Raw genomic sequence first — 18261 nt, forward strand, 5'->3', positions numbered from 1 at the left:
CGCGTTAACAAATTACCCTTTAAGCCAAATTTACTGACAATAGCTGTTTTTTCGCACCATTGATAAATCAGCATTTATTGAAACCTCCTTGCCGTTCGCGCCCTGTCGCGCCTTGATAACCAGAGTATGAGAATCATCCTGGAGGTGCGCAAAGATGCCCGCTGAAAAATGTGTACTGTTTCTCATTTAATGAATAACTTTGGAAAAACATGTGATGGGGGCGGCATTTACGTAAAAAGAATAAAAAGATTTTATCAATTGCAGTAACAGGCAGGACCAATGATTATCGCAGAGCCGCGTCGCGGCTCTGAATAGGGATGCAGGGACGGAAAATTATTTGGCGGGTAATTTAATATCTTTAAACATTGCTTCAATATCTTCGTTCGAGCGCAGCCCCACGGCCGTATCGACGACGTCACGGGTCAGGTGCGGCGCGAAACGCTGAATAAAATCATACATGTAACTGCGCAAAAAGGTGCTGCGGCGGAAGCCGATTTTGGTGGTGCTGAAGCTAAAGACGTCCGTAGCTTCTATTCTGACCAGATCCGGATCCGAGACCGGATCGACCGCCATGCTGGCGATGACACCCACGCCCAATCCTAAACGTACGTAGGTTTTAATCACGTCCGCATCCGTCGCGGTGAAAACGATACGCGGCGTCAGGCCAGCCCGATTAAACGCCGTATCCAGCTCTGAACGTCCGGTAAAGCCGAAGGTATAGGTAACCAGCGGATACTCGGCTAACTCTTCGATAGAGACTTTTTCTTTGCCTGCCAGCGGATGATCCGGCGTCACCACGATGGCGCGATTCCAGTGATAGCAAGGCAGCATAACCAGATCGTCATAAAGATGCAGCGCTTCGGTAGCGATAGCAAAATCCGCGTTGCCTTTAGACACCGCTTCTGCAATTTGCGTAGGCGAGCCCTGATGCATATGCAGCGAAACGCGAGGATAGCGTTCGATAAAGCCTTTAATCACGTTGGGCAGCGCGTAGCGGGCCTGCGTGTGCGTTGTAGCAACATACAGCGAGCCTTTATCCGGCCAGGTATGTTCCCCGGCGACTGATTTGATGGCTTCGACTTTTGACAGCACTTCGCGGGCGATACGGATAATTTCCTGGCCTGCGGGCGTGACCTGCGTCAGATGCTTGCCGCTGCGGGCAAAGATCTGAATACCCAACTCGTCTTCCAGCATACGTACTTGCTTACTGATCCCGGGTTGCGATGTATAAAGCCCCTCAGCCGTTGAAGAGACGTTCAGATTGTGATTGACCACTTCAACGATGTAACGCAGCTGCTGCAATTTCATGTTTGATCCGTCCAGTTTGGCGCCGCGCGCCGACGGGCTGTGCTGACAGAGCACAACGTATCGGCCTAATGCGATTTTATAATAAGGAAAGGTATATCTATAACAATCATATCAAAGATGGGTGGAATGTATAGCAGGGCTGAAGCCGCAGGAGAAAAACGGGCCAGCTGAAACGCCGGCCCGACAGGTTATTTCTTACTGGCTTTCGCCGCTTTTTCGGTGACGGCCCATTTGCCGTCGACGTAGAACGCCGTCCAGCCTGTAGCCTTACCTTCTTTTTCCGTACTGACGTACTGCTGCTTCGTTTTGCGGCTGAAGCGCACTACCGTCTTGTTGCCTTCATCATCGGCAACCGGCGCGTCGGCCAGATAGCGCAGCTTTTCCGGCAGGCGATCGCGGAAACGTTGCAGCTCTTCCACCAGCGGCGCGCGCGTTTCCCTGGATTTAGGGAAGGTGTTGGCCGCCAGGAAAACGCCTGCCGCGCCGTCGCGCAGTACAAAGTAAGCATCCGATTTTTCGCACTGCAGCTCCGGCAGCGGAACCGGATCTTCTTTCGGCGGCGCAACATCGCCGTTACGCAGGATCTTACGGGTATTTTTACAGTCGTCGTTGGTGCAGGCCATGTACTTGCCGAAACGCCCCATTTTCAGGTGCATCTCCGCGCCACACTTTTCGCACTCTACGATCGGCCCGTCATAGCCTTTGATACGGAATTCGCCCTGCTCGATTTCGTAACCGTCGCAGCTTGGGTTGTTGCCGCACACGTGCAGTTTGCGCTGGTTGTCGATCAGATAGCTGTCCATCGCCGTGCCGCATTTGCCGCAGCGACGGCGCGCGCGCAGCGCGTTGGTTTCCGCATCTTCGCCTTCGAGAATATTCAGTACTTCATTCTCTGGGATCAGATTGATGGTTTGTTTACAGCGCTCTTTCGGCGGCAGCGCATAGCCCGAGCAGCCGAGGAACACGCCGGTGCTGGCGGTACGGATACCCATCTTACGCCCGCAGGTTGGGCAATCGATGGTGGTCAGCACCATCTGGTTCGGCTGCATGCCGCCCTCTTCCGGATCTTTATCCGCCTTTTCCAGCTGCTGGCTGAAGTCGGCGAAAAATTTATCCAGCACGCCTTTCCACTGCGCTTCGTTGTTGGCAACCTGATCCAGGCTGTTTTCCATATGCGCGGTGAAGTCGTAGTTCATCAGCTCGCGGAAGTTTTCTTCCAGCCGGTCGGTAACGATTTCGCCCATCTTTTCCGCATAGAAGCGACGGCTTTCCACGCGCACGTAGCCGCGATCCTGAATGGTCGAGATAATCGAGGCGTAGGTAGAAGGTCGACCGATGCCGCGTTTTTCCAGCTCGCGCACCAGCGAGGCTTCGCTGAAGCGTGCCGGCGGTTTGGTAAAGTGCTGGCTTGGCTTCAGCTGCTGCAGCGCCAGCTCTTTACCCACTTCAACCGGCGGCAGCGTGCGATCTTCATCGCCCTTGCGCAGCGCAGGCATCACGCGGGTCCAGCCGTCAAAGCGCAGCGTGCGCCCTTTCGCCTTGAGTTTAAACTCGCCGGCGCTGACGGTCAGCGTCGTGGAGTCATACTGCGCCGGCATCATCTGACAGGCAACGAACTGACGCCAGATTAGCTGATACAGCTTCTGCGCGTCGGCTTCCATATCCTTCAGCTGCTCGGCCAGGACGGCGACGTCCGAAGGACGGATCGCTTCGTGCGCTTCCTGAGAGTTATCTTTGCTGGCATAGGCATTGGCGGCCTTCGGCAAATATTTTTCGCCAAATTCGTTTTCAATGTAGCCGCGCACCATGCTGACCGCATCCTGACTCAGATTGGTCGAGTCGGTACGCATATAGGTAATGTGGCCCGCTTCATAGAGGCGCTGTGCCATCATCATGGTTTTTTTCACGCCGTAGCCCAGACGGGTACTGGCCGCCTGTTGCAGCGTTGAGGTAATAAACGGCGCGCCGGGCTTGCTGCTGGTCGGCTTATCTTCACGGTCGGTAACCTGATAGCGCGCTTTTTCCAGCAGGCTGACGGCGGCCTGGGTCTGCTCGCCGTTAACCGGACGGAAAGGCTTGTCGTGCTGATGAGTCACTTCCATCGGCAGCAGCGTGCCTTCCGGCGTATTCAGATCGGCATGCAGTTCCCAATACTCTTCCGGCACGAACGCTTTGATTTCGCGCTCGCGCTCCACCACCAGCCGCACGGCGACCGACTGCACGCGCCCGGCGGACAGTCCGCGAGCGATTTTCTTCCACAGCAGCGGCGAAACCATATAGCCCACCACGCGGTCCATAAAGCGGCGCGCCTGCTGAGCGTTAACCCGATTGATATTCAGTTCGCCCGGCTTGTCGAAAGCCTGACGAATAGCATTTTTGGTGATTTCGTTAAACACCACGCGGCTGAAGCGCGAATCATCACCGCCGATCACTTCCCGCAGGTGCCAGGCAATGGCTTCCCCTTCGCGGTCAAGGTCGGTTGCGAGATAGATGTGGTCGGCATTTTGCGCCAGCGCTTTCAGCTCGGAGACCACTTTCTCCTTGCCGGGAAGGATCTGATAGTTCGCTTCCCAGCCGTGATAAGGATCGACGCCCATCCGGCTGACCAGCGCGGCCTTCTCGTCCTTTTTCACCTTTTTGGTGGTCTTACTGGTTGTAGAGTCAGCGCTCTTTTTAACTGTTGATCCACTGGTCGGCAAATCGCGGATATGACCGACGCTGGATTTCACCACGTAGTCGTTTCCGAGATATTTATTGATTGTTTTGGCTTTTGCCGGGGACTCAACTATTACGAGAGCTTTGCCCATATTTACCTTTACCTGATTAAAACATCCGAGAGTAAATTGTGCCGAAAGCCTGCGGGCAATCCAGCGCGTTAAAACCTTCATGGCCGACGGCAGAATCCGGCACTTTCCCTGTTAACGCTTCCCGCTCAGGAAGCCAACTCACTGATTAACGACACCTTTTACAAACTGTTAAGCGCATCACTAACAAAGCGTAAAGCCAGTTTTACGCCCGGAACCCGAAACGCCCACACTCTACCTGATAAAATCTGTTACGCAACTTAATTAGCATCCACAACGGATTTACGCCAGAAAGTCATAAAAAAGCGTGTGGGCAGGCAAGCGCCCATCGGCATTGAGTTTTTGCGGCAGCGCGGCGTAATATACTGCTCATCTGCCGTCTCTATAAAGGAGAGAATTCTGTGAAGCATACCCAGGCTATTGATAAATCCGCACTCCTGCAAAAGGCGAACGAGCTCATCGCGGAGCACAAGGATTTTTTTCCCGGACTGAGCGCCACCGACGTGGAGCAGAAAGGCGACGTGCTGGTTTTTTGCGGCGACTATTTTCTGGACGAGCAAGGCTTGCCCGGCAGTAAAAGCACGGTGGTGTTTAACGTTTTTAAGTTTCTCGCCACGGAGCTGTCGCCGCTTTATCACTTGCAGGAATAGCGCCCGCCAGGCAGGCGCTAACAGGACTACAGCAGCGGCTTCTCGCCACGCTGCCACAGGCGCAGCAGCAGGCGTTCGACGCTGACGCTGGCGCTTTGCGTAAAGCGATCCATCATTTTTTTGCGCTTCACGTAGTGCACCGCAACCACTTCCCGCGCCTGCATCTGGTCGATAATCAGATCGTCGCTGGTGCCGATAGCGTCAACCAGGCCTTTTTCCAGCGCCTGGGTGCCGAACCAGTGTTCGCCCGTCGCCACGCTGTCGATGTCCAGCGTCGGACGCATCTGATGCACAAACTCTTTAAACAGCTGATGCGTCTCGTTGAGATCCTCGCGGAATTTTTCGCGGCCCTGCTCGGTGTTTTCGCCAAACAGCGTCAGCGTGCGCTTGTACTCTCCGGCCGTATGCAGCTCTACGTCAATTTCATTGCGCTTCAGCAGGCGGTTGAAGTTAGGGATCTGGGCAACCACGCCGATCGAGCCAATGATAGAAAACGGTGCAGCCACGATGCGATCGGCCACGCAGGCCATCATATAGCCGCCGCTCGCCGCTACCTTATCCACCGCCACGGTCAAACGGATGTTCTTATCGCGCAGCCGCTGAAGCTGGGAAGAGGCCAGCCCGTAGCCGTGCACCACGCCACCCGGACTTTCCAGACGCAGCAGCACTTCATCCTGCGGTCTGGCGACGGCCATAACCGCCGAGATCTCTTCACGCAGCGAGGCGACCTCGTGCGCGTCCATGCTGCCTTTAAAATCCATCACGTACAGCGTGGGTTTGCTTTCGGCTGGCTTAATACCTTGTTTCGCCTCGGCTTTAGCGGTTTTCGCCTCCAGCTTGTCCTTTTTTTTCTGCTCTTTATACCAGCGTTTTTTGTCATGCGGCTTCATGCTCGCCAGGCGCATTTCATCCTTTATCTCCTGATACGCCTCATTCAGCCGCGTCAGGCGCAGCTGGCCGCCCTGAGCGCGTTTACGCATGGCCAGATGCGTAATCAAAATAGCAATGGCCGCGATCGCCACGACCACCGTGACCGTCTTGGCCAGAAAAAGTCCGTAGTAAGAGAGTAGTTCCACGCATTCCGCCTTATTTAACATCCAATTAGATCAGCAGCTAGTGTAGCCGAGTCGCTGCCCGTCGTCGCCCGGATCCGTTGAGTACGCAAAGATAGCGCTGCGCAGAGACCAGGCATTCGGGCGGTTTACTGTTGCGGTCAATGGATTAGCGGCGTTACCCTGTTTCCCTTCCGCACTAAGCATCGCCAGAGGCGCATCAATGAATTATCAACCTGCCAGTCAATTGCTCAACGATCGTATTATTCTTGTTACCGGCGCCAGCGACGGCATTGGCCGCGAGGCTGCTGTCACCTACGCTCGCTATGGCGCGCAGGTTATTTTGCTGGGACGCAACGCGCAGAAGCTGCAAAATGTGGCGGATGAAATCGCCGCTGTCGGCAAGCCTTCGCCGCTTTTCTTTACGCTGGATTTGGACAGCGCCACGCCCGAAGCGTGCCGTCAGCTGGCCGATGAAATTTCCCGTCATGTCTCCAGGCTGGACGGCGTGCTGCATAACGCGGGCCTGCTGGGCGACGTGGTGCCCATGACCGAGCAGGATCCCGCCGTCTGGCAGCAGGTGATGCGCGTAAACGTTGACGCCACTTTCTTCCTGACTCAGGCGCTGCTGCCGCTGCTGCTGAAGTCACAGGCCGGCTCGCTGGTGTTTACCTCTTCCAGCGTGGGCCGCCAGGGACGCGCGGGCTGGGGCGCCTACTCCGTCTCTAAATTCGCCACCGAAGGCATGATGCAGGTGCTGGCTGAAGAGTATCGCGGCCAGCTGCGCGTCAACTGCATTAACCCCGGCGGCACACGCACCAAAATGCGCGCCAGCGCCTTCCCGCAGGAGAACGCAGGCAAGCTGAAAACCCCGGCGGATATTATGCCCACTTACCTTTACGTGATGGGCGATGACTGCACGGAAAGCGGCGTCAGCTTCGATGCGCAGCCAGGACGCAAACCGGGAGCAGCGGAATAATGGCCGACGATCGCCACCAGCAGCGTCAACAAAAGCTGAAGGAAAAAGTTGACGCGCGCATTGCCGCCGCGACCGAAACGCGCGGCATTCTGATGGTGTTTACCGGTAACGGCAAAGGCAAGACCACGGCCGCTTTCGGCACTGCCGCCCGTGCGGTGGGCCATCAAAAGCGCGTGGGCGTCATTCAGTTTATTAAGGGCGAATGGCCAAACGGCGAACGCAATTTGCTGGAGCCGCACGGCGTGGAGTTTCAGGTGATGGCCACCGGCTTCACCTGGGATACGCAGAACCGCGAAACTGATACCGCCGCCTGCCTTGAAGTCTGGCAGCACGGCAAACGGATGTTGCAGGATGCGTCGCTGGATCTGGTGGTGATGGATGAGCTGACCTATATGGTGAGCTTTGACTATCTGCCGCTGGAAGAGGTCATGGCGGCGCTGCGCGCCCGTCCGCCTCAGCAGAGCGTTATCATTACCGGCCGGGGCTGTCATCGCGATTTGCTGGCGCTGGCGGATACCGTAACCGAAATGCGTCCGGTTAAACACGCTTTTGATGCGGGGATCCAGGCGCAGCAGGGTATCGACTGGTAACAGGCCAAAAAAAAGGGCGAATCGCTTCGCCCTTTTCTGTTAACGCTTGCTGGTCGTACGGCGGTTGCCGCTGACCTGAGTGTGGCGCTTGACGGCGCGACGGATCTGATTGGCCTTGGTACGGCGACGATCTTTTTCCAACGCCACTTTGCTGGTGGTTTCCGGCGGCAGCCCAACCAGCTCGCGCAGATAGTTGGTCGGCGGCAGATCCAGCTCCGTCCAGCCGCCGCGCGGCAGCCCTTTCGGCAGCGTGATGTCGCCGTAGCGGGTACGGATCAGACGGCTGACCTGCACGCCTACCGATTCCCACAGGCGACGCACTTCGCGGTTGCGGCCTTCGGTCAGCGTAACGCTATACCACTGGTTGATGCCTTCGCCGCCGGTAAACTTCAGCGTTTTAAACGACGCCGGGCCATCTTCCAGCTGTACGCCACGGCTCAGCTGCTTCAGCTTATCGTCATCGACCTGCCCAAACACGCGTACGGCGTATTCCCTTTCCACTTCCCGGCTTGGGTGCATCAAACGGTTAGCCAGCTCGCCATCCGTTGTGAACAGCAGCAGGCCGCAGGTGTTAACGTCCAGACGCCCTACGGCGATCCAGCGTGCGCCACGCAGCTTGGGTAAACGGTCGAATACGGTAGGACGGCCTTCGGGATCGTTACGGGTGCAGAGTTCGCCTTCCGGTTTGTAATAGGCCAGCACGCGGCAAACTTCATTAGTGGATTCCGCTACCGAAACCAGATGGCCGTCGATACGGATTTTTAATGCTTTACTCGGCTCTACGCGGTCGCCCAGCGTGGCCATTTTGCCGTCCACGCTAACGCGTCCGGCAGAAATCATGGTTTCAATTTCGCGGCGGGAACCATGCCCGGCGCGCGCTAAGACTTTCTGTAATTTTTCGCTCATGGCGCTGCCTCTTTGTCGCCTTCCCAGGCGTCATAAAATGAATGGGCCGTTACTCAGGAGGCGGGGCTTTTTGCGGCTGAATGCACGCGACGCCCGCCCCATTTTCAGGGGAAGCGCATTCTACACTAAGTTATCGGCTATTGATAACGCTACCGGGCCGTTTGCCAGGGAAAAGATGCGCCATCCTGAAAAGCGGCGGCGTCGCCCGCTATCGACGGACGGTCACTCATTCCCTGCGCTTACCAAAGCGGCCGCCCTAAGCCAATTTAACGCCGGGCCGCGCCGCGTTATTTAAGGCAAATGTTATCGCCTTGTTGATATATATTCACTTATTTTAAGTTAAATTAAAGTTAATGTATTTTCTGCCGATACTGCGCCGCGCCTGAATTTCACCTTAATTAAACCCAAATAGCCACCTCAGCAGAGGGTGAATCCATTAAGCAAAATGTTTCTCCGATGTTAAAACCACTTTTTTACGCCACACCAGTGATTCAAACTGACTTAACACAAATGACCCACACAAATGCTAAATCCCTCTCCAAACAAATAGCTTATCGCCATTTTAGATTGAGTTAATTCATCGTAATTGCGGTTTTAATTATTTTCGGCTGTTTATTTATTTGATCCACTAATTAGTTTGTGTAGAATTCACTCAGGCCAAAAAGAGCCTGCACAGTGAACTGTTAAACAGTCACAATAAAAATTTTAGTTAAGTCGTAAATTATTTTTGCAGTAAACGTCAGTTAAAAAACAGAGGGGAGCACGACTCCCTGTATAACGCCGATTTCAATCGGCATCGGCCTTGCACGTCGTCAATCTTCACCAGGGATTTACTGACGTGTCCGACAAAGTGTAACTATTATGAAAAGAATAATGCCCCTCGCGGCGTTGGCTTTGCTGACGCTGACCGGCTGCTCTGTAGGTAAATATGAGTACAGCAGAGAAGCACTGAAACGTGTCGATATGAACTTTACCGGCATTCCTACCGTGCTGGGCGTCGGCTCGCTGGGTACCAGCATTCCGATTACGCCCGAGTACAGCCTGACTGCCGCTCACGTGGCTAAACTCTCCGTACAGCGCGTTAAGGCTTATCATCCTTACTGCGACCTGGCGATTATCTATCATAAAAACGACATGAAAACCCTGCCGAAATTTCGCGAAGGTGAAATTGGCGCGCCGGTGAAAATGTACGGCTACAGCTTTATTACCGCCATGCCGGTGGAATCTTCCGGCGTGAACCTGGCATTGACCGGTATTCGCAATGAGTGGAATAAACGTCCCTGCGTAGCGATGGCTTCCAATGCGGGCGTGGTGAAAGGCATGTCGGGCGGCGCGGTCTATAACGGCGATGATACAATCGGCGGCGTGATAGTCGGTTTTACCAATCAGATTAAGAGGCATAAGGCCGGTAGCGGACCGTTGAAAGATGTGTCACTTTATATTCCTTATGCGGACTTTAAAGACTGGCTGCAAAAAACAACGTCGTGAGAATAATATGCTCGCGTATTAATATCTGAAAAGTAATTATCTATGTTTATTTATTAAGGCTCGCCTTTTTGACGAGCCTGATATTATTCAGAGAAAAGGTTTAACGTCGCCTGCGCCTTCGCGCACGACCTGCGGCGTACTTTCGGTTAAATCGATAACCGTAGTAGGTTGCTGTCCCAGATAGCCGCCGTGAATAATTAAATCAACCTGCTTGCCGATCGTCTCCTGAATCGCTTCCGGATCGGATTCGGTAAAATCGTTGCCCGGCAGCATCAGCGAAGTGGACATTAAGGGTTCGTTCAGCGCCTCCAGCAGCGCCAGCGCCACCGGATTGGAAGGCACACGCAGACCAATCGTCTTACGCTTATCGCTCATCAGACGGCGCGGCACCTCTTTGGTCGCCTTCAAAATAAACGTGTAGTTGCCTGGCGTATTATTTTTAATCAGGCGAAACGCGGTATTGTCCACGTACGCATAGGTAGACAGCTCTGAAAGATCGCGGCAGACCAGCGTAAAGTTATGGTCGCTGTCCAGCTGCCTGATGCGACAGATGCGCTCCATCGCGTTTTTATCTTCCAGCCTGCAGCCCAGCGCATAGCCCGAGTCCGTAGGATAAACGATGACCGACCCTTTATGCAGCAGCTCTACGGCCTGTTTGATCAGCCGGGGCTGGGGGTTTTCCGGGTGTATATAAAAGAACTGACTCATAATCGACCTCATGCCTGTCGCGCGACGGGCGAACAGGATCAAATTTCAGGAAAGCGCAGCCAGACGGCTTCCACACCGGCCGGAAGCCATAATTTTTTTCCCAGCTCTATCCACGGACAGGGCTGATGGAAATCAGATCCCTGCGACGCGGCCAGCTGGTAGTCCTGCGCGTAACGCGCCAGCTGCGTGCGCTCGTTGGGCGCCTGCTGGCACTGTGCGACCTCCATTGCATCCCCCCCTTCTTCTTTAAAGTGGGCGATTAAACGCTTCAACCATTTTGCGGAAAGGCCGTAGCGGCCCGGATGAGCCAACACGGCACGCCCGCCAGAATGATGAATAGCATCAATGGCTTGTTTAATTGTACACCACTGTGGCGGCACGTAGCCGGTTTTGCCGCGCGCCAGGTAATTTTTAAAGACCTGCGCCATATTATCGGCCTTGCCCTGCGCAATTAAGAAGCGGGCAAAATGGCCTCGGGTGATCGCGCCGCCGTCGGCCAGCGCCAGCGCGCCTTCCAGCGCACCGGGAATGCGCGCTTTCTCCAGCCGTTCAGCTATCAGCTGCGCGCGAACCATTCGACGATCGCTCTGTGCCTGCAGAAACTGCTTCAGCACGGGATGCTCTTCTTCCACGCCCAGTCCGACAATATGAATTTCGTGATTTTCCCATAGCGAAGAAACTTCGACGCCCGCTATCAGCCGCAGCGGCAGCTGGTGTCTGGCGATGGCTTCGCGGGCGGGTTGCACGCCGTCAACCGAATCGTGATCGGTGATAGCAAGGACACCGACGCGTTGCTCCACGGCTCTGAGCACCAGTTCTTCAGGCGTTAACAGGCCGTCAGAGGCGCGGGTGTGGCTGTGTAAATCGTAGATGGGCCAGGGATTAAGCGGGGTTGCAGACAAAACGACTCCGGAAAGCGCTAAAAAGGTCGCTGCATGATACCCGCAATTGCGGGCAAGAGAAAAAGAGTATTGACATTTCCGCCACGAACCAGTTAACTAGTACGCAAGTTCACACACAAGGTAGCGAAAAATGAAAAACACAATGACAACGAACGGCTGGTGGCGTACTTCTTCCTGAACGGGCGGAGAAGTCGTGCACGCAGCTGTCGCTGTAACGCTACCCAGGCCCGCCGCAAGCGGGCCTTTTTTTTAGCCAAATTTGAGAACTGACCTTATGCAAACGCAAACTACAGTGAAGTTGATTACCGGCGCCGCGCCCTACCGTGAGGATCCGGCCGCGCTCTTCCACCAGCTCTGCGGCGCGCGTCCCGCTACGCTGCTGCTGGAGTCGGCGGACATTGACAGCAAACGCAACCTGAAAAGCCTGCTGATTATCGACAGCGCGCTGCGCATTAAGGCGCTGGACGATACCATTACCGTCCAGGCGCTGTCGGAGAATGGCCGCGCGCTGCTGCCGCTGCTGGATGCCGCGCTGCCGGAGTCGGTTATCAATACCGTACGTCCCGACGGCCGCGAGCTGCGTTTTCCGCAGGATAATGCGGTGCAGGATGAGGATTCCCGTCTGAAGACGCTGTCGGTGTTCGACGCGCTGCGCCTGATCCCGCATTTGCTGAAAAGCCCGGCGGACGAGCGCGAGGCGATGCTGCTTGGCGGCCTGTTCGCTTACGACCTGGTGGCAGGATTTGAAGATCTGCCCGGGCTGGACAACGACCAGCGCTGTCCCGATTACTGCTTTTATCTGGCCGAAACGTTACTGGTGATCGACCATCAGAGCCAGAGCGCACGCTTACAGGCCAGCCTGTTTACGGCAGCGCCCGGCGAATTTTTACGCCTGCAGCGCCGTATCGAACAGCTGCACGGCCAGATGCTGCAGCCCGCGTCCGCTATTCCGGTGCAGCCGCTGGAGACAATGTCGCTTGCCGTCAGCCAGAACGACGAAGAGTATTGCGCCGTGGTGCGCAAGATGCAGGAAGCCATCCGCAGCGGCGAAATCTTCCAGGTGGTGCCGTCGCGCCGCTTCTCGCTGCCCTGCCCGTCGCCGCTGGCCGCCTACGACACGCTGAAGAACAGCAACCCCAGCCCCTATATGTTTTTTATGCAGGATCAGGATTTCAGCCTGTTCGGCGCCTCGCCGGAAAGCTCGCTGAAGTATTCGGCCGACAGCCGCCAGATCGAAATTTATCCGATTGCCGGAACCCGCCCGCGCGGTCGTCATGCCGACGGCTCGCTGGATCGCGATCTCGACAGCCGTATCGAGCTGGAAATGCGTACCGACCATAAAGAACTGGCCGAGCACCTGATGCTGGTCGACCTGGCGCGTAACGATCTGGCGCGCATCTGCGAGCCGGGCAGCCGCTACGTGGCCGATTTAACCAAGGTCGACCGCTACTCTTTTGTGATGCACCTGGTTTCCCGCGTGGTAGGCAAACTGCGTGAGGATCTGGATGTGCTGCATGCCTACCGCGCCTGTATGAATATGGGCACGCTGAGCGGCGCGCCGAAAGTTCGCGCCATGCGCCTGATCGCCGAGGCGGAAGGCACCCGGCGCGGCAGCTACGGCGGCGCGGTCGGCTACTTTACCGCCAGCGGCGATCTGGATACCTGCATCGTGATCCGCTCAGCCTACGTCGAGGACGGCGTCGCTACCGTTCAGGCCGGCGCGGGCGTGGTGCTGGATTCCAACCCGCAGGCGGAAGCCGATGAGAGCCGCAATAAAGCCCGCGCGGTGCTGCGCGCCATCGCCACTGCCCATCATTGCAAGGAGATTTTCTGATGGCTGATATTCTGCTGCTCGACAATATCGACTCTTTTACCTGGAACCTCGTCGACCAGGTGCGCGCTTTCGGTCATAACGTAGTGATCTACCGCAATAACGTGCCTGCCGACACGCTGATCGCCCGTTTGCAGGAGATGGACAATCCGGTGCTGCTGCTGTCGCCAGGCCCTGGCGCGCCGTCCGATGCGGGCTGTATGCCGGAACTGCTGCGGCGCCTGCGCGGACAGCTGCCGATTATCGGGATCTGCCTGGGCCATCAGGCAATTGTGGAAGCCTACGGCGGCCACGTCGGCCAGGCGGGCGAGATCCTGCACGGTAAAGCCTCAGCCATCGCCCATGACGAGTCGGCCATGTTCGCCGGGCTGAGCAATCCGCTGCCCGTGGCACGCTACCACTCGCTGGTCGGCAGCAACGTACCGATTGAGCTAACAATTAACGCGACTTTTAACGGCATGGTGATGGCGGTGCGTCACGAGGCCGACCGCGTCTGCGGTTTCCAGTTTCACCCGGAATCGATTCTGACCAGTCAGGGCGCACGCCTGCTGGAGCAGACCCTGGCCTGGGCGCTGGCGAAATAAGGAGAGCATGATGAACGCAATACTGGAAAAACTGTACCAGGCGCAGACCCTGACCCGCGACGAGAGCCACCAGCTGTTCTCCGCCATTGTCACCGGACAGCTGGAGCCAACCCAGCTGGCCGGCGCGCTGATCGCCATGAAGATCCGCGGCGAACGGCCTGAAGAGATCGCCGGGGCCGCCACGGCGCTGCTGGCGGACGCCAAACCCTTTCCGCGCCCGGAGTACGCCTTTGCCGATATCGTCGGCACCGGCGGCGACGGTAGCAACAGTATCAATATTTCTACCGCCAGCGCCTTTGTGGCGGCGGCCTGCGGGCTGAAGGTGGCAAAACATGGCAACCGCAGCGTCTCCAGCAAATCCGGATCTTCCGATCTGCTGGCAGCATTCGGCATCAATCTGGCTATGCCAGCCGAACAGGCGCGCCAGGCGCTGGACGATCTTAACGTCTGCTTCCTGTTTGCGCCGCAGTACCATACCGGGTTCCGCCACGCGATGCCGGTGCGCCAGCAGCTGAAGACCCGCACGCTGTTCAACGTGCTTGGCCCGCTAATCAACCCGGCGCGGCCGCCGCTGGCGGTGATCGGCGTTTACAGCCCGGAGCTGGTGCTGCCGATTGCCCAGACGCTGAAAGTGCTGGGCTATCAGCGCGCGGCGGTGGTGCACGGCGGCGGCATGGACGAAGTGGCGCTGCACAGCACGACGCAGGTGGCGGAGCTGCGTGACGGCGAAATCACCAGCTATCAGCTGACGCCAGAAGATTTTGGCCTGAGCTATCATCCCCAGGAGGCGCTGGCGGGCGGCTCGCCGGAAGAAAACCGTGACATTCTGACGCGATTGCTCCAGGGTAAAGGCGAGCAGGCGCACGAAGAGGCCGTGGCCGTTAACGTCGCGCTGCTGCTGAAGATTTTCGGCCAGGAAGACTTACGGGAAAATGCGCAAAAGGCGCTGAAAGCGATCCGCAGCGGCCAGGCCTATGAGCGCGTGGTCGCGCTGGCAGCAAGAGGATAATATGGAAACCGTACTGAACAAAATTGTGCAGGATAAGGCGATTTGGCTGGCCGAGCGCCAGCAGCGCCAGCCGCTGGCCTCGTTTCAGAACGAGATCGAACCGGCGACCCGCAGCTTTTATCATGCGCTGTCAGGCGCCAGAACCGTTTTTATTCTGGAATGCAAAAAGGCCTCGCCCTCAAAAGGCGTGATCCGGGAAGATTTCGATCCGGCCGCCATTGCGGGCGTTTATAAAGACCACGCTTCGGCCGTTTCGGTACTGACCGACGAAAAATATTTCCAGGGCAGCTTCGATTTTCTGCCGGTGGTCAGCGCCGCCATTACCCAGCCCGTGCTGTGCAAAGATTTTATTATCGATCCGTATCAAATTTATCTGGCGCGCTACTACCAGGCAGACGCGATCCTGCTGATGCTTTCCGTAGTGAATGACGAGCAGTATCGCCAGCTGGCCGCCGTGGCGCACAGCCTGAATATGGGCGTACTGACTGAGGTGATCAGCGACGAAGAGCTGGCTCGCGCCACCGCGCTGGGCGCCAAAGTGGTTGGCATCAATAACCGTGACCTGCGCGATCTCTCTATCGATCTCGACCGCACGCGTCGTCTTGCGCCTAAAGTTGCCCATGGCGTAACGGTGATCAGCGAATCAGGCATCAATAACTATGCTCAGGTTCGCGAGCTGAGCCACTTCGCCAACGGCTTTTTAATCGGCTCCGCCCTGATGTCGGAGGCGGATCTTTCCGCCGCCGTGCGTCGGGTCATTATTGGCGATAACAAAGTGTGCGGCCTGACCCGCGCCGGGGATGCGCGGAGCGCGCTGGAAGCCGGGGCGGTCTACGGCGGCCTGATTTTCGCCGAAGGCTCGCCACGCAAAGTGACGCCGGAGCAGGCGAAAACGGTGATGGCGGGCGGCGCGCTGAAATACGTCGGCGTGTTCCGTAACAACTCCCTTAGTGACGTTGTCACTATCAGCCGCGAGCTGGGCCTTTCTGCCGTACAGCTGCATGGTGATGAAGATCGGGATTTTGTCGCCGAGCTACGCCGTCAGCTGCCGGATGAGGTAAAAATCTGGAAGGCGTTCAGCATTCGTTCCGCGCTGCCTGCCCGCGACTGGCCGCACGTCGATCGCTACGTCTTTGACAACGGCAGCGGCGGCACCGGCAACCGTTTCGACTGGGCACTGCTGGAAGGCGAAAAGCTGGATAACGTGCTGCTGGCGGGCGGCCTGGGCGCCGACAACTGCGTCAGCGCCGCCCGACTTGGCTGCGCCGGCCTGGATTTTAACTCCGGCGTCGAAAGTGCACCCGGCCTGAAGGATGCGGACAAAATCGCCTCGGTGTTTCAAACGCTGAGAGCCTACTGACCGTCTGGCGTCGCTACGGCGGCGCAACTGCGAATAAGGAAGCGAAATGACTTTATTAAATCCCTGGTTTGGCGAGTTCGGCGGTATGTACGTGCCGCAGATCCTGATGCCCGCGCTGCAACAGCTGGAAGAGGCCTTTGTCAGCGCCCAGCGCGATCCTGAGTTTCAGGCGGAATTCCTCGGCCTGCTGAAAAATTACGCCGGTCGCCCCACTGCGCTGACGCTGTGTAAGAACCTGACCAAAGGCACCAAAACCCGTCTTTACCTGAAGCGTGAAGATCTGCTGCACGGCGGCGCGCACAAAACCAATCAGGTGCTGGGCCAGGCGCTGCTGGCGAAGCGCATGGGCAAAACCGAAATTATCGCGGAAACCGGTGCGGGCCAGCACGGCGTCGCTTCGGCGCTCGCCAGCGCCCTGCTGGGTCTGAAGTGCCGCATCTATATGGGCGCCAAGGATATTGAGCGCCAGTCGCCCAACGTGTTCCGCATGAAGCTGATGGGCGCAGAGGTGATCCCAGTGCACAGCGGCTCCGCCACGCTGAAAGATGCCTGTAACGAGGCGCTGCGCGACTGGTCGGGCAGCTATGAAAACGCCCACTATATGTTAGGCACGGCGGCGGGCCCGCATCCTTTCCCGACTATAGTGCGCGAATTCCAGCGCATGATCGGTGAAGAAACTAAAGTGCAGATCCAGGAGCAGGAAGGCCGCCTGCCGGATGCGATTATCGCCTGCGTGGGCGGCGGCTCCAACGCTATCGGCATGTTCGCGGACTTTATCGACGAGGCTTCCGTCGGGCTGATTGGCGTGGAGCCTGCCGGTCACGGTATTGAAACCGGCGAGCACGGCGCGCCGCTGAAGCATGGCCGCGTCGGCATCTATTTCGGCATGAAAGCGCCGATGATGCAGACGGAAGAGGGTCAGATTGAGGAGTCCTATTCGATTTCCGCCGGTCTGGATTTCCCTTCCGTGGGGCCGCAGCACGCGCATCTGAACAGCATCGGCCGCGCCGACTACGTTTCCATTACCGATGACGAAGCGCTGGACGCGTTTAAAACCCTTTGCCGCAGCGAAGGCATTATTCCCGCGCTGGAGTCTTCCCACGCGCTGGCTCACGCCCTGAAAATGATGCGTGAAGCGCCGGAAAAAGAGCAGCTGCTGGTGGTGAACCTGTCCGGCCGCGGCGATAAAGATATTTTCACCGTGCACGAGATTCTGACAGCGAAGGGAGAGATCTGATGGAACGTTATGACCAGCTTTTTCAGCGGCTGAACGCGCGTAAGGAAGGCGCCTTTGTGCCTTTCGTCACCCTGGGCGATCCCACGCCCGAGCTGTCGCTGCAAATTATCGATGCGCTGATCGCGGGCGGCGCCGACGCGCTGGAGCTGGGGATCCCCTTCTCCGATCCGCTGGCCGACGGCCCGACCATCCAGAACGCCACGCTGCGCGCCTTTGCCGCCGGCGTGACGCCCAGCCACTGCTTTGAGCTGCTGGCCGCCGTCCGCCAGAAGCATCCGACCATCCCGATCGGGCTGCTGATGTACGCCAACCTGGTCTTCGCCAACGGCATCGACAACTTTTATGCGCGCTGCCAGCAGGCGGGCGTGGATTCCGTGCTGATTGCAGACGTGCCGGTCGAAGAGTCCGCGCCGTTCCGCCAGTCGGCAATGCGGCATAATGTTGCGCCGATCTTTATTTGCCCGCCGAACGCCAGCGACGATCTGCTGCGCGAGATCGCTTCACACGGGCGCGGCTATACCTATCTGCTTTCCCGCGCGGGCGTAACCGGCATGGAAAGCCGTGGCGTCAGCCAGTCATTGCATCATCTGGTGGACAAGCTGACCGAATACCACGCCGCGCCGCCGCTACAGGGCTTCGGGATTTCTGAACCGTCTCAGGTGAAGGAGGCGCTTGCCGCTGGCGCAGCGGGTGCGATTTCCGGCTCCGCTATCGTCAAAATCATCGAGCGTCATCACAATGAACCGGCCACGATGCTGGCCGAGCTGGAAGCTTTCGTCGCGAAGCTGAAGGCCGCCACGCGCTAACCGTCCGCCCTGTCGCTCTGGCAGGGCTTTGCCCCTCCTGTACTTTT

General features: G+C 57.3%; 14 protein-coding genes and 1 pseudogene. 9 read left to right on the forward strand and 6 right to left on the reverse strand.

The window, feature by feature from the left end:
- Positions 1-333: 333 nt before the first annotated feature.
- Both cysB and topA read right to left on the reverse strand, forming a co-directional pair.
- Positions 334-1308 (reverse strand): HTH-type transcriptional regulator CysB, encoded by a 975-nt coding sequence (cysB, locus tag AB3U87_RS00585; protein ID WP_253453834.1) that lies wholly within the window; start codon positions 1306-1308, stop codon positions 334-336.
- 188 nt (positions 1309-1496) lie between these two features.
- Entirely contained in the window at positions 1497-4115 is a 2619-nt protein-coding gene (gene topA, locus AB3U87_RS00590) for a type I DNA topoisomerase (protein ID WP_301251642.1), read from the reverse strand.
- 398 nt (positions 4116-4513) lie between these two features.
- Between topA and AB3U87_RS00595 the strand changes: the two genes are divergently transcribed.
- Complete coding sequence (locus AB3U87_RS00595) at positions 4514-4762, forward strand: DUF2498 family protein (protein WP_253453830.1); 249 nt, start codon at positions 4514-4516, stop codon at positions 4760-4762.
- Positions 4763-4788: 26 nt separating this feature from the next.
- Here AB3U87_RS00595 and sohB read toward each other — a convergent pair whose 3' ends face one another.
- On the reverse strand, positions 4789-5838 hold the full coding sequence (gene sohB / locus AB3U87_RS00600; RefSeq protein WP_125287716.1) for a protease SohB: 1050 nt from the start codon (positions 5836-5838) through the stop codon (positions 4789-4791).
- A 199-nt stretch (positions 5839-6037) separates the two neighbouring features.
- On the opposite strand from sohB, the gene AB3U87_RS00605 reads away from it, so the two are divergent.
- Together AB3U87_RS00605 and cobO are read left to right on the forward strand one after the other, a co-directional pair.
- Complete coding sequence (locus AB3U87_RS00605; protein WP_253453828.1) at positions 6038-6793, forward strand: YciK family oxidoreductase; 756 nt, start codon at positions 6038-6040, stop codon at positions 6791-6793.
- On the forward strand, positions 6793-7383 hold the full coding sequence (cobO, locus tag AB3U87_RS00610; RefSeq protein ID WP_253453826.1) for a cob(I)yrinic acid a,c-diamide adenosyltransferase: 591 nt from the start codon (positions 6793-6795) through the stop codon (positions 7381-7383). Before AB3U87_RS00605 ends, cobO begins: the two co-directional genes overlap by 1 nt.
- Before the next feature lie 39 nt (positions 7384-7422).
- Here cobO and rluB read toward each other — a convergent pair whose 3' ends face one another.
- Entirely contained in the window at positions 7423-8289 is an 867-nt protein-coding gene (gene rluB, locus AB3U87_RS00615; RefSeq protein ID WP_253453824.1) for a 23S rRNA pseudouridine(2605) synthase RluB, read from the reverse strand.
- Between the two features lie 861 nt (positions 8290-9150).
- On the opposite strand from rluB, the gene AB3U87_RS00620 reads away from it, so the two are divergent.
- Complete coding sequence (locus AB3U87_RS00620; RefSeq protein ID WP_253453822.1) at positions 9151-9777, forward strand: serine protease; 627 nt, start codon at positions 9151-9153, stop codon at positions 9775-9777.
- Positions 9778-9864: 87 nt separating this feature from the next.
- On the opposite strand, the gene AB3U87_RS00625 is transcribed toward AB3U87_RS00620, so the two are convergent.
- Together AB3U87_RS00625 and rnm are read right to left on the reverse strand one after the other, a co-directional pair.
- Positions 9865-10485, reverse strand: a complete 621-nt coding sequence (locus AB3U87_RS00625; RefSeq protein ID WP_253453820.1) for an L-threonylcarbamoyladenylate synthase — start codon at positions 10483-10485, stop codon at positions 9865-9867.
- A gap of 38 nt (positions 10486-10523) precedes the next feature.
- On the reverse strand, positions 10524-11387 hold the full coding sequence (gene rnm, locus AB3U87_RS00630) for an RNase RNM (protein WP_301251638.1): 864 nt from the start codon (positions 11385-11387) through the stop codon (positions 10524-10526).
- Positions 11388-11661: 274 nt separating this feature from the next.
- Here rnm and AB3U87_RS00635 point away from each other — a divergent pair, with 274 nt between their 5' ends.
- The 5 genes and pseudogenes from AB3U87_RS00635 (at position 11662) to trpA (ending at position 18214) form a co-directional block, all read left to right on the forward strand.
- Positions 11662-13221, forward strand: a complete 1560-nt coding sequence (locus tag AB3U87_RS00635) for an anthranilate synthase component 1 (protein ID WP_394148075.1) — start codon at positions 11662-11664, stop codon at positions 13219-13221.
- Positions 13221-14811 (forward strand): annotated as a pseudogene (gene trpD, locus AB3U87_RS00640) (bifunctional anthranilate synthase glutamate amidotransferase component TrpG/anthranilate phosphoribosyltransferase TrpD). Before AB3U87_RS00635 ends, trpD begins: the two are co-directional and overlap by 1 nt.
- Position 14812: 1 nt before the next feature.
- Positions 14813-16171 carry a bifunctional indole-3-glycerol-phosphate synthase TrpC/phosphoribosylanthranilate isomerase TrpF gene (gene trpCF / locus AB3U87_RS00645; protein WP_253453814.1) on the forward strand — a complete coding sequence of 453 codons (1359 nt, stop codon included), beginning with the start codon at positions 14813-14815 and terminating at the stop codon, positions 16169-16171.
- 46 nt (positions 16172-16217) lie between these two features.
- On the forward strand, positions 16218-17408 hold the full coding sequence (gene trpB, locus AB3U87_RS00650) for a tryptophan synthase subunit beta (RefSeq protein WP_253453812.1): 1191 nt from the start codon (positions 16218-16220) through the stop codon (positions 17406-17408).
- Positions 17408-18214 (forward strand): tryptophan synthase subunit alpha, encoded by an 807-nt coding sequence (trpA, locus tag AB3U87_RS00655; RefSeq protein WP_394148078.1) that lies wholly within the window; start codon positions 17408-17410, stop codon positions 18212-18214. The genes trpB and trpA overlap by 1 nt, the downstream gene beginning before the upstream one ends.
- Positions 18215-18261: the final 47 nt, after the last annotated feature.

This window comes from Erwinia plantamica (assembly GCF_043420595.1).
GTDB lineage: Bacteria > Pseudomonadota > Gammaproteobacteria > Enterobacterales > Enterobacteriaceae > Erwinia > Erwinia aeris.

Coding starts and splice junctions, on each gene's coding strand:
- topA (WP_301251642.1), bottom strand. CDS start 4,115: ATGGGCAAAGCTCTCGTAATAGTTGAGTCCCCGGCAAAAGCCAAAACA.
- cysB (WP_253453834.1), bottom strand. CDS start 1,308: ATGAAATTGCAGCAGCTGCGTTACATCGTTGAAGTGGTCAATCACAAT.
- rluB (WP_253453824.1), bottom strand. CDS start 8,289: ATGAGCGAAAAATTACAGAAAGTCTTAGCGCGCGCCGGGCATGGTTCC.
- AB3U87_RS00625 (WP_253453820.1), bottom strand. CDS start 10,485: ATGAGTCAGTTCTTTTATATACACCCGGAAAACCCCCAGCCCCGGCTG.
- cobO (WP_253453826.1), top strand. CDS start 6,793: ATGGCCGACGATCGCCACCAGCAGCGTCAACAAAAGCTGAAGGAAAAA.
- AB3U87_RS00605 (WP_253453828.1), top strand. CDS start 6,038: ATGAATTATCAACCTGCCAGTCAATTGCTCAACGATCGTATTATTCTT.
- AB3U87_RS00635 (WP_394148075.1), top strand. CDS start 11,662: ATGCAAACGCAAACTACAGTGAAGTTGATTACCGGCGCCGCGCCCTAC.
- AB3U87_RS00620 (WP_253453822.1), top strand. CDS start 9,151: ATGAAAAGAATAATGCCCCTCGCGGCGTTGGCTTTGCTGACGCTGACC.
- trpB (WP_253453812.1), top strand. CDS start 16,218: ATGACTTTATTAAATCCCTGGTTTGGCGAGTTCGGCGGTATGTACGTG.
- trpA (WP_394148078.1), top strand. CDS start 17,408: ATGGAACGTTATGACCAGCTTTTTCAGCGGCTGAACGCGCGTAAGGAA.
- trpCF (WP_253453814.1), top strand. CDS start 14,813: ATGGAAACCGTACTGAACAAAATTGTGCAGGATAAGGCGATTTGGCTG.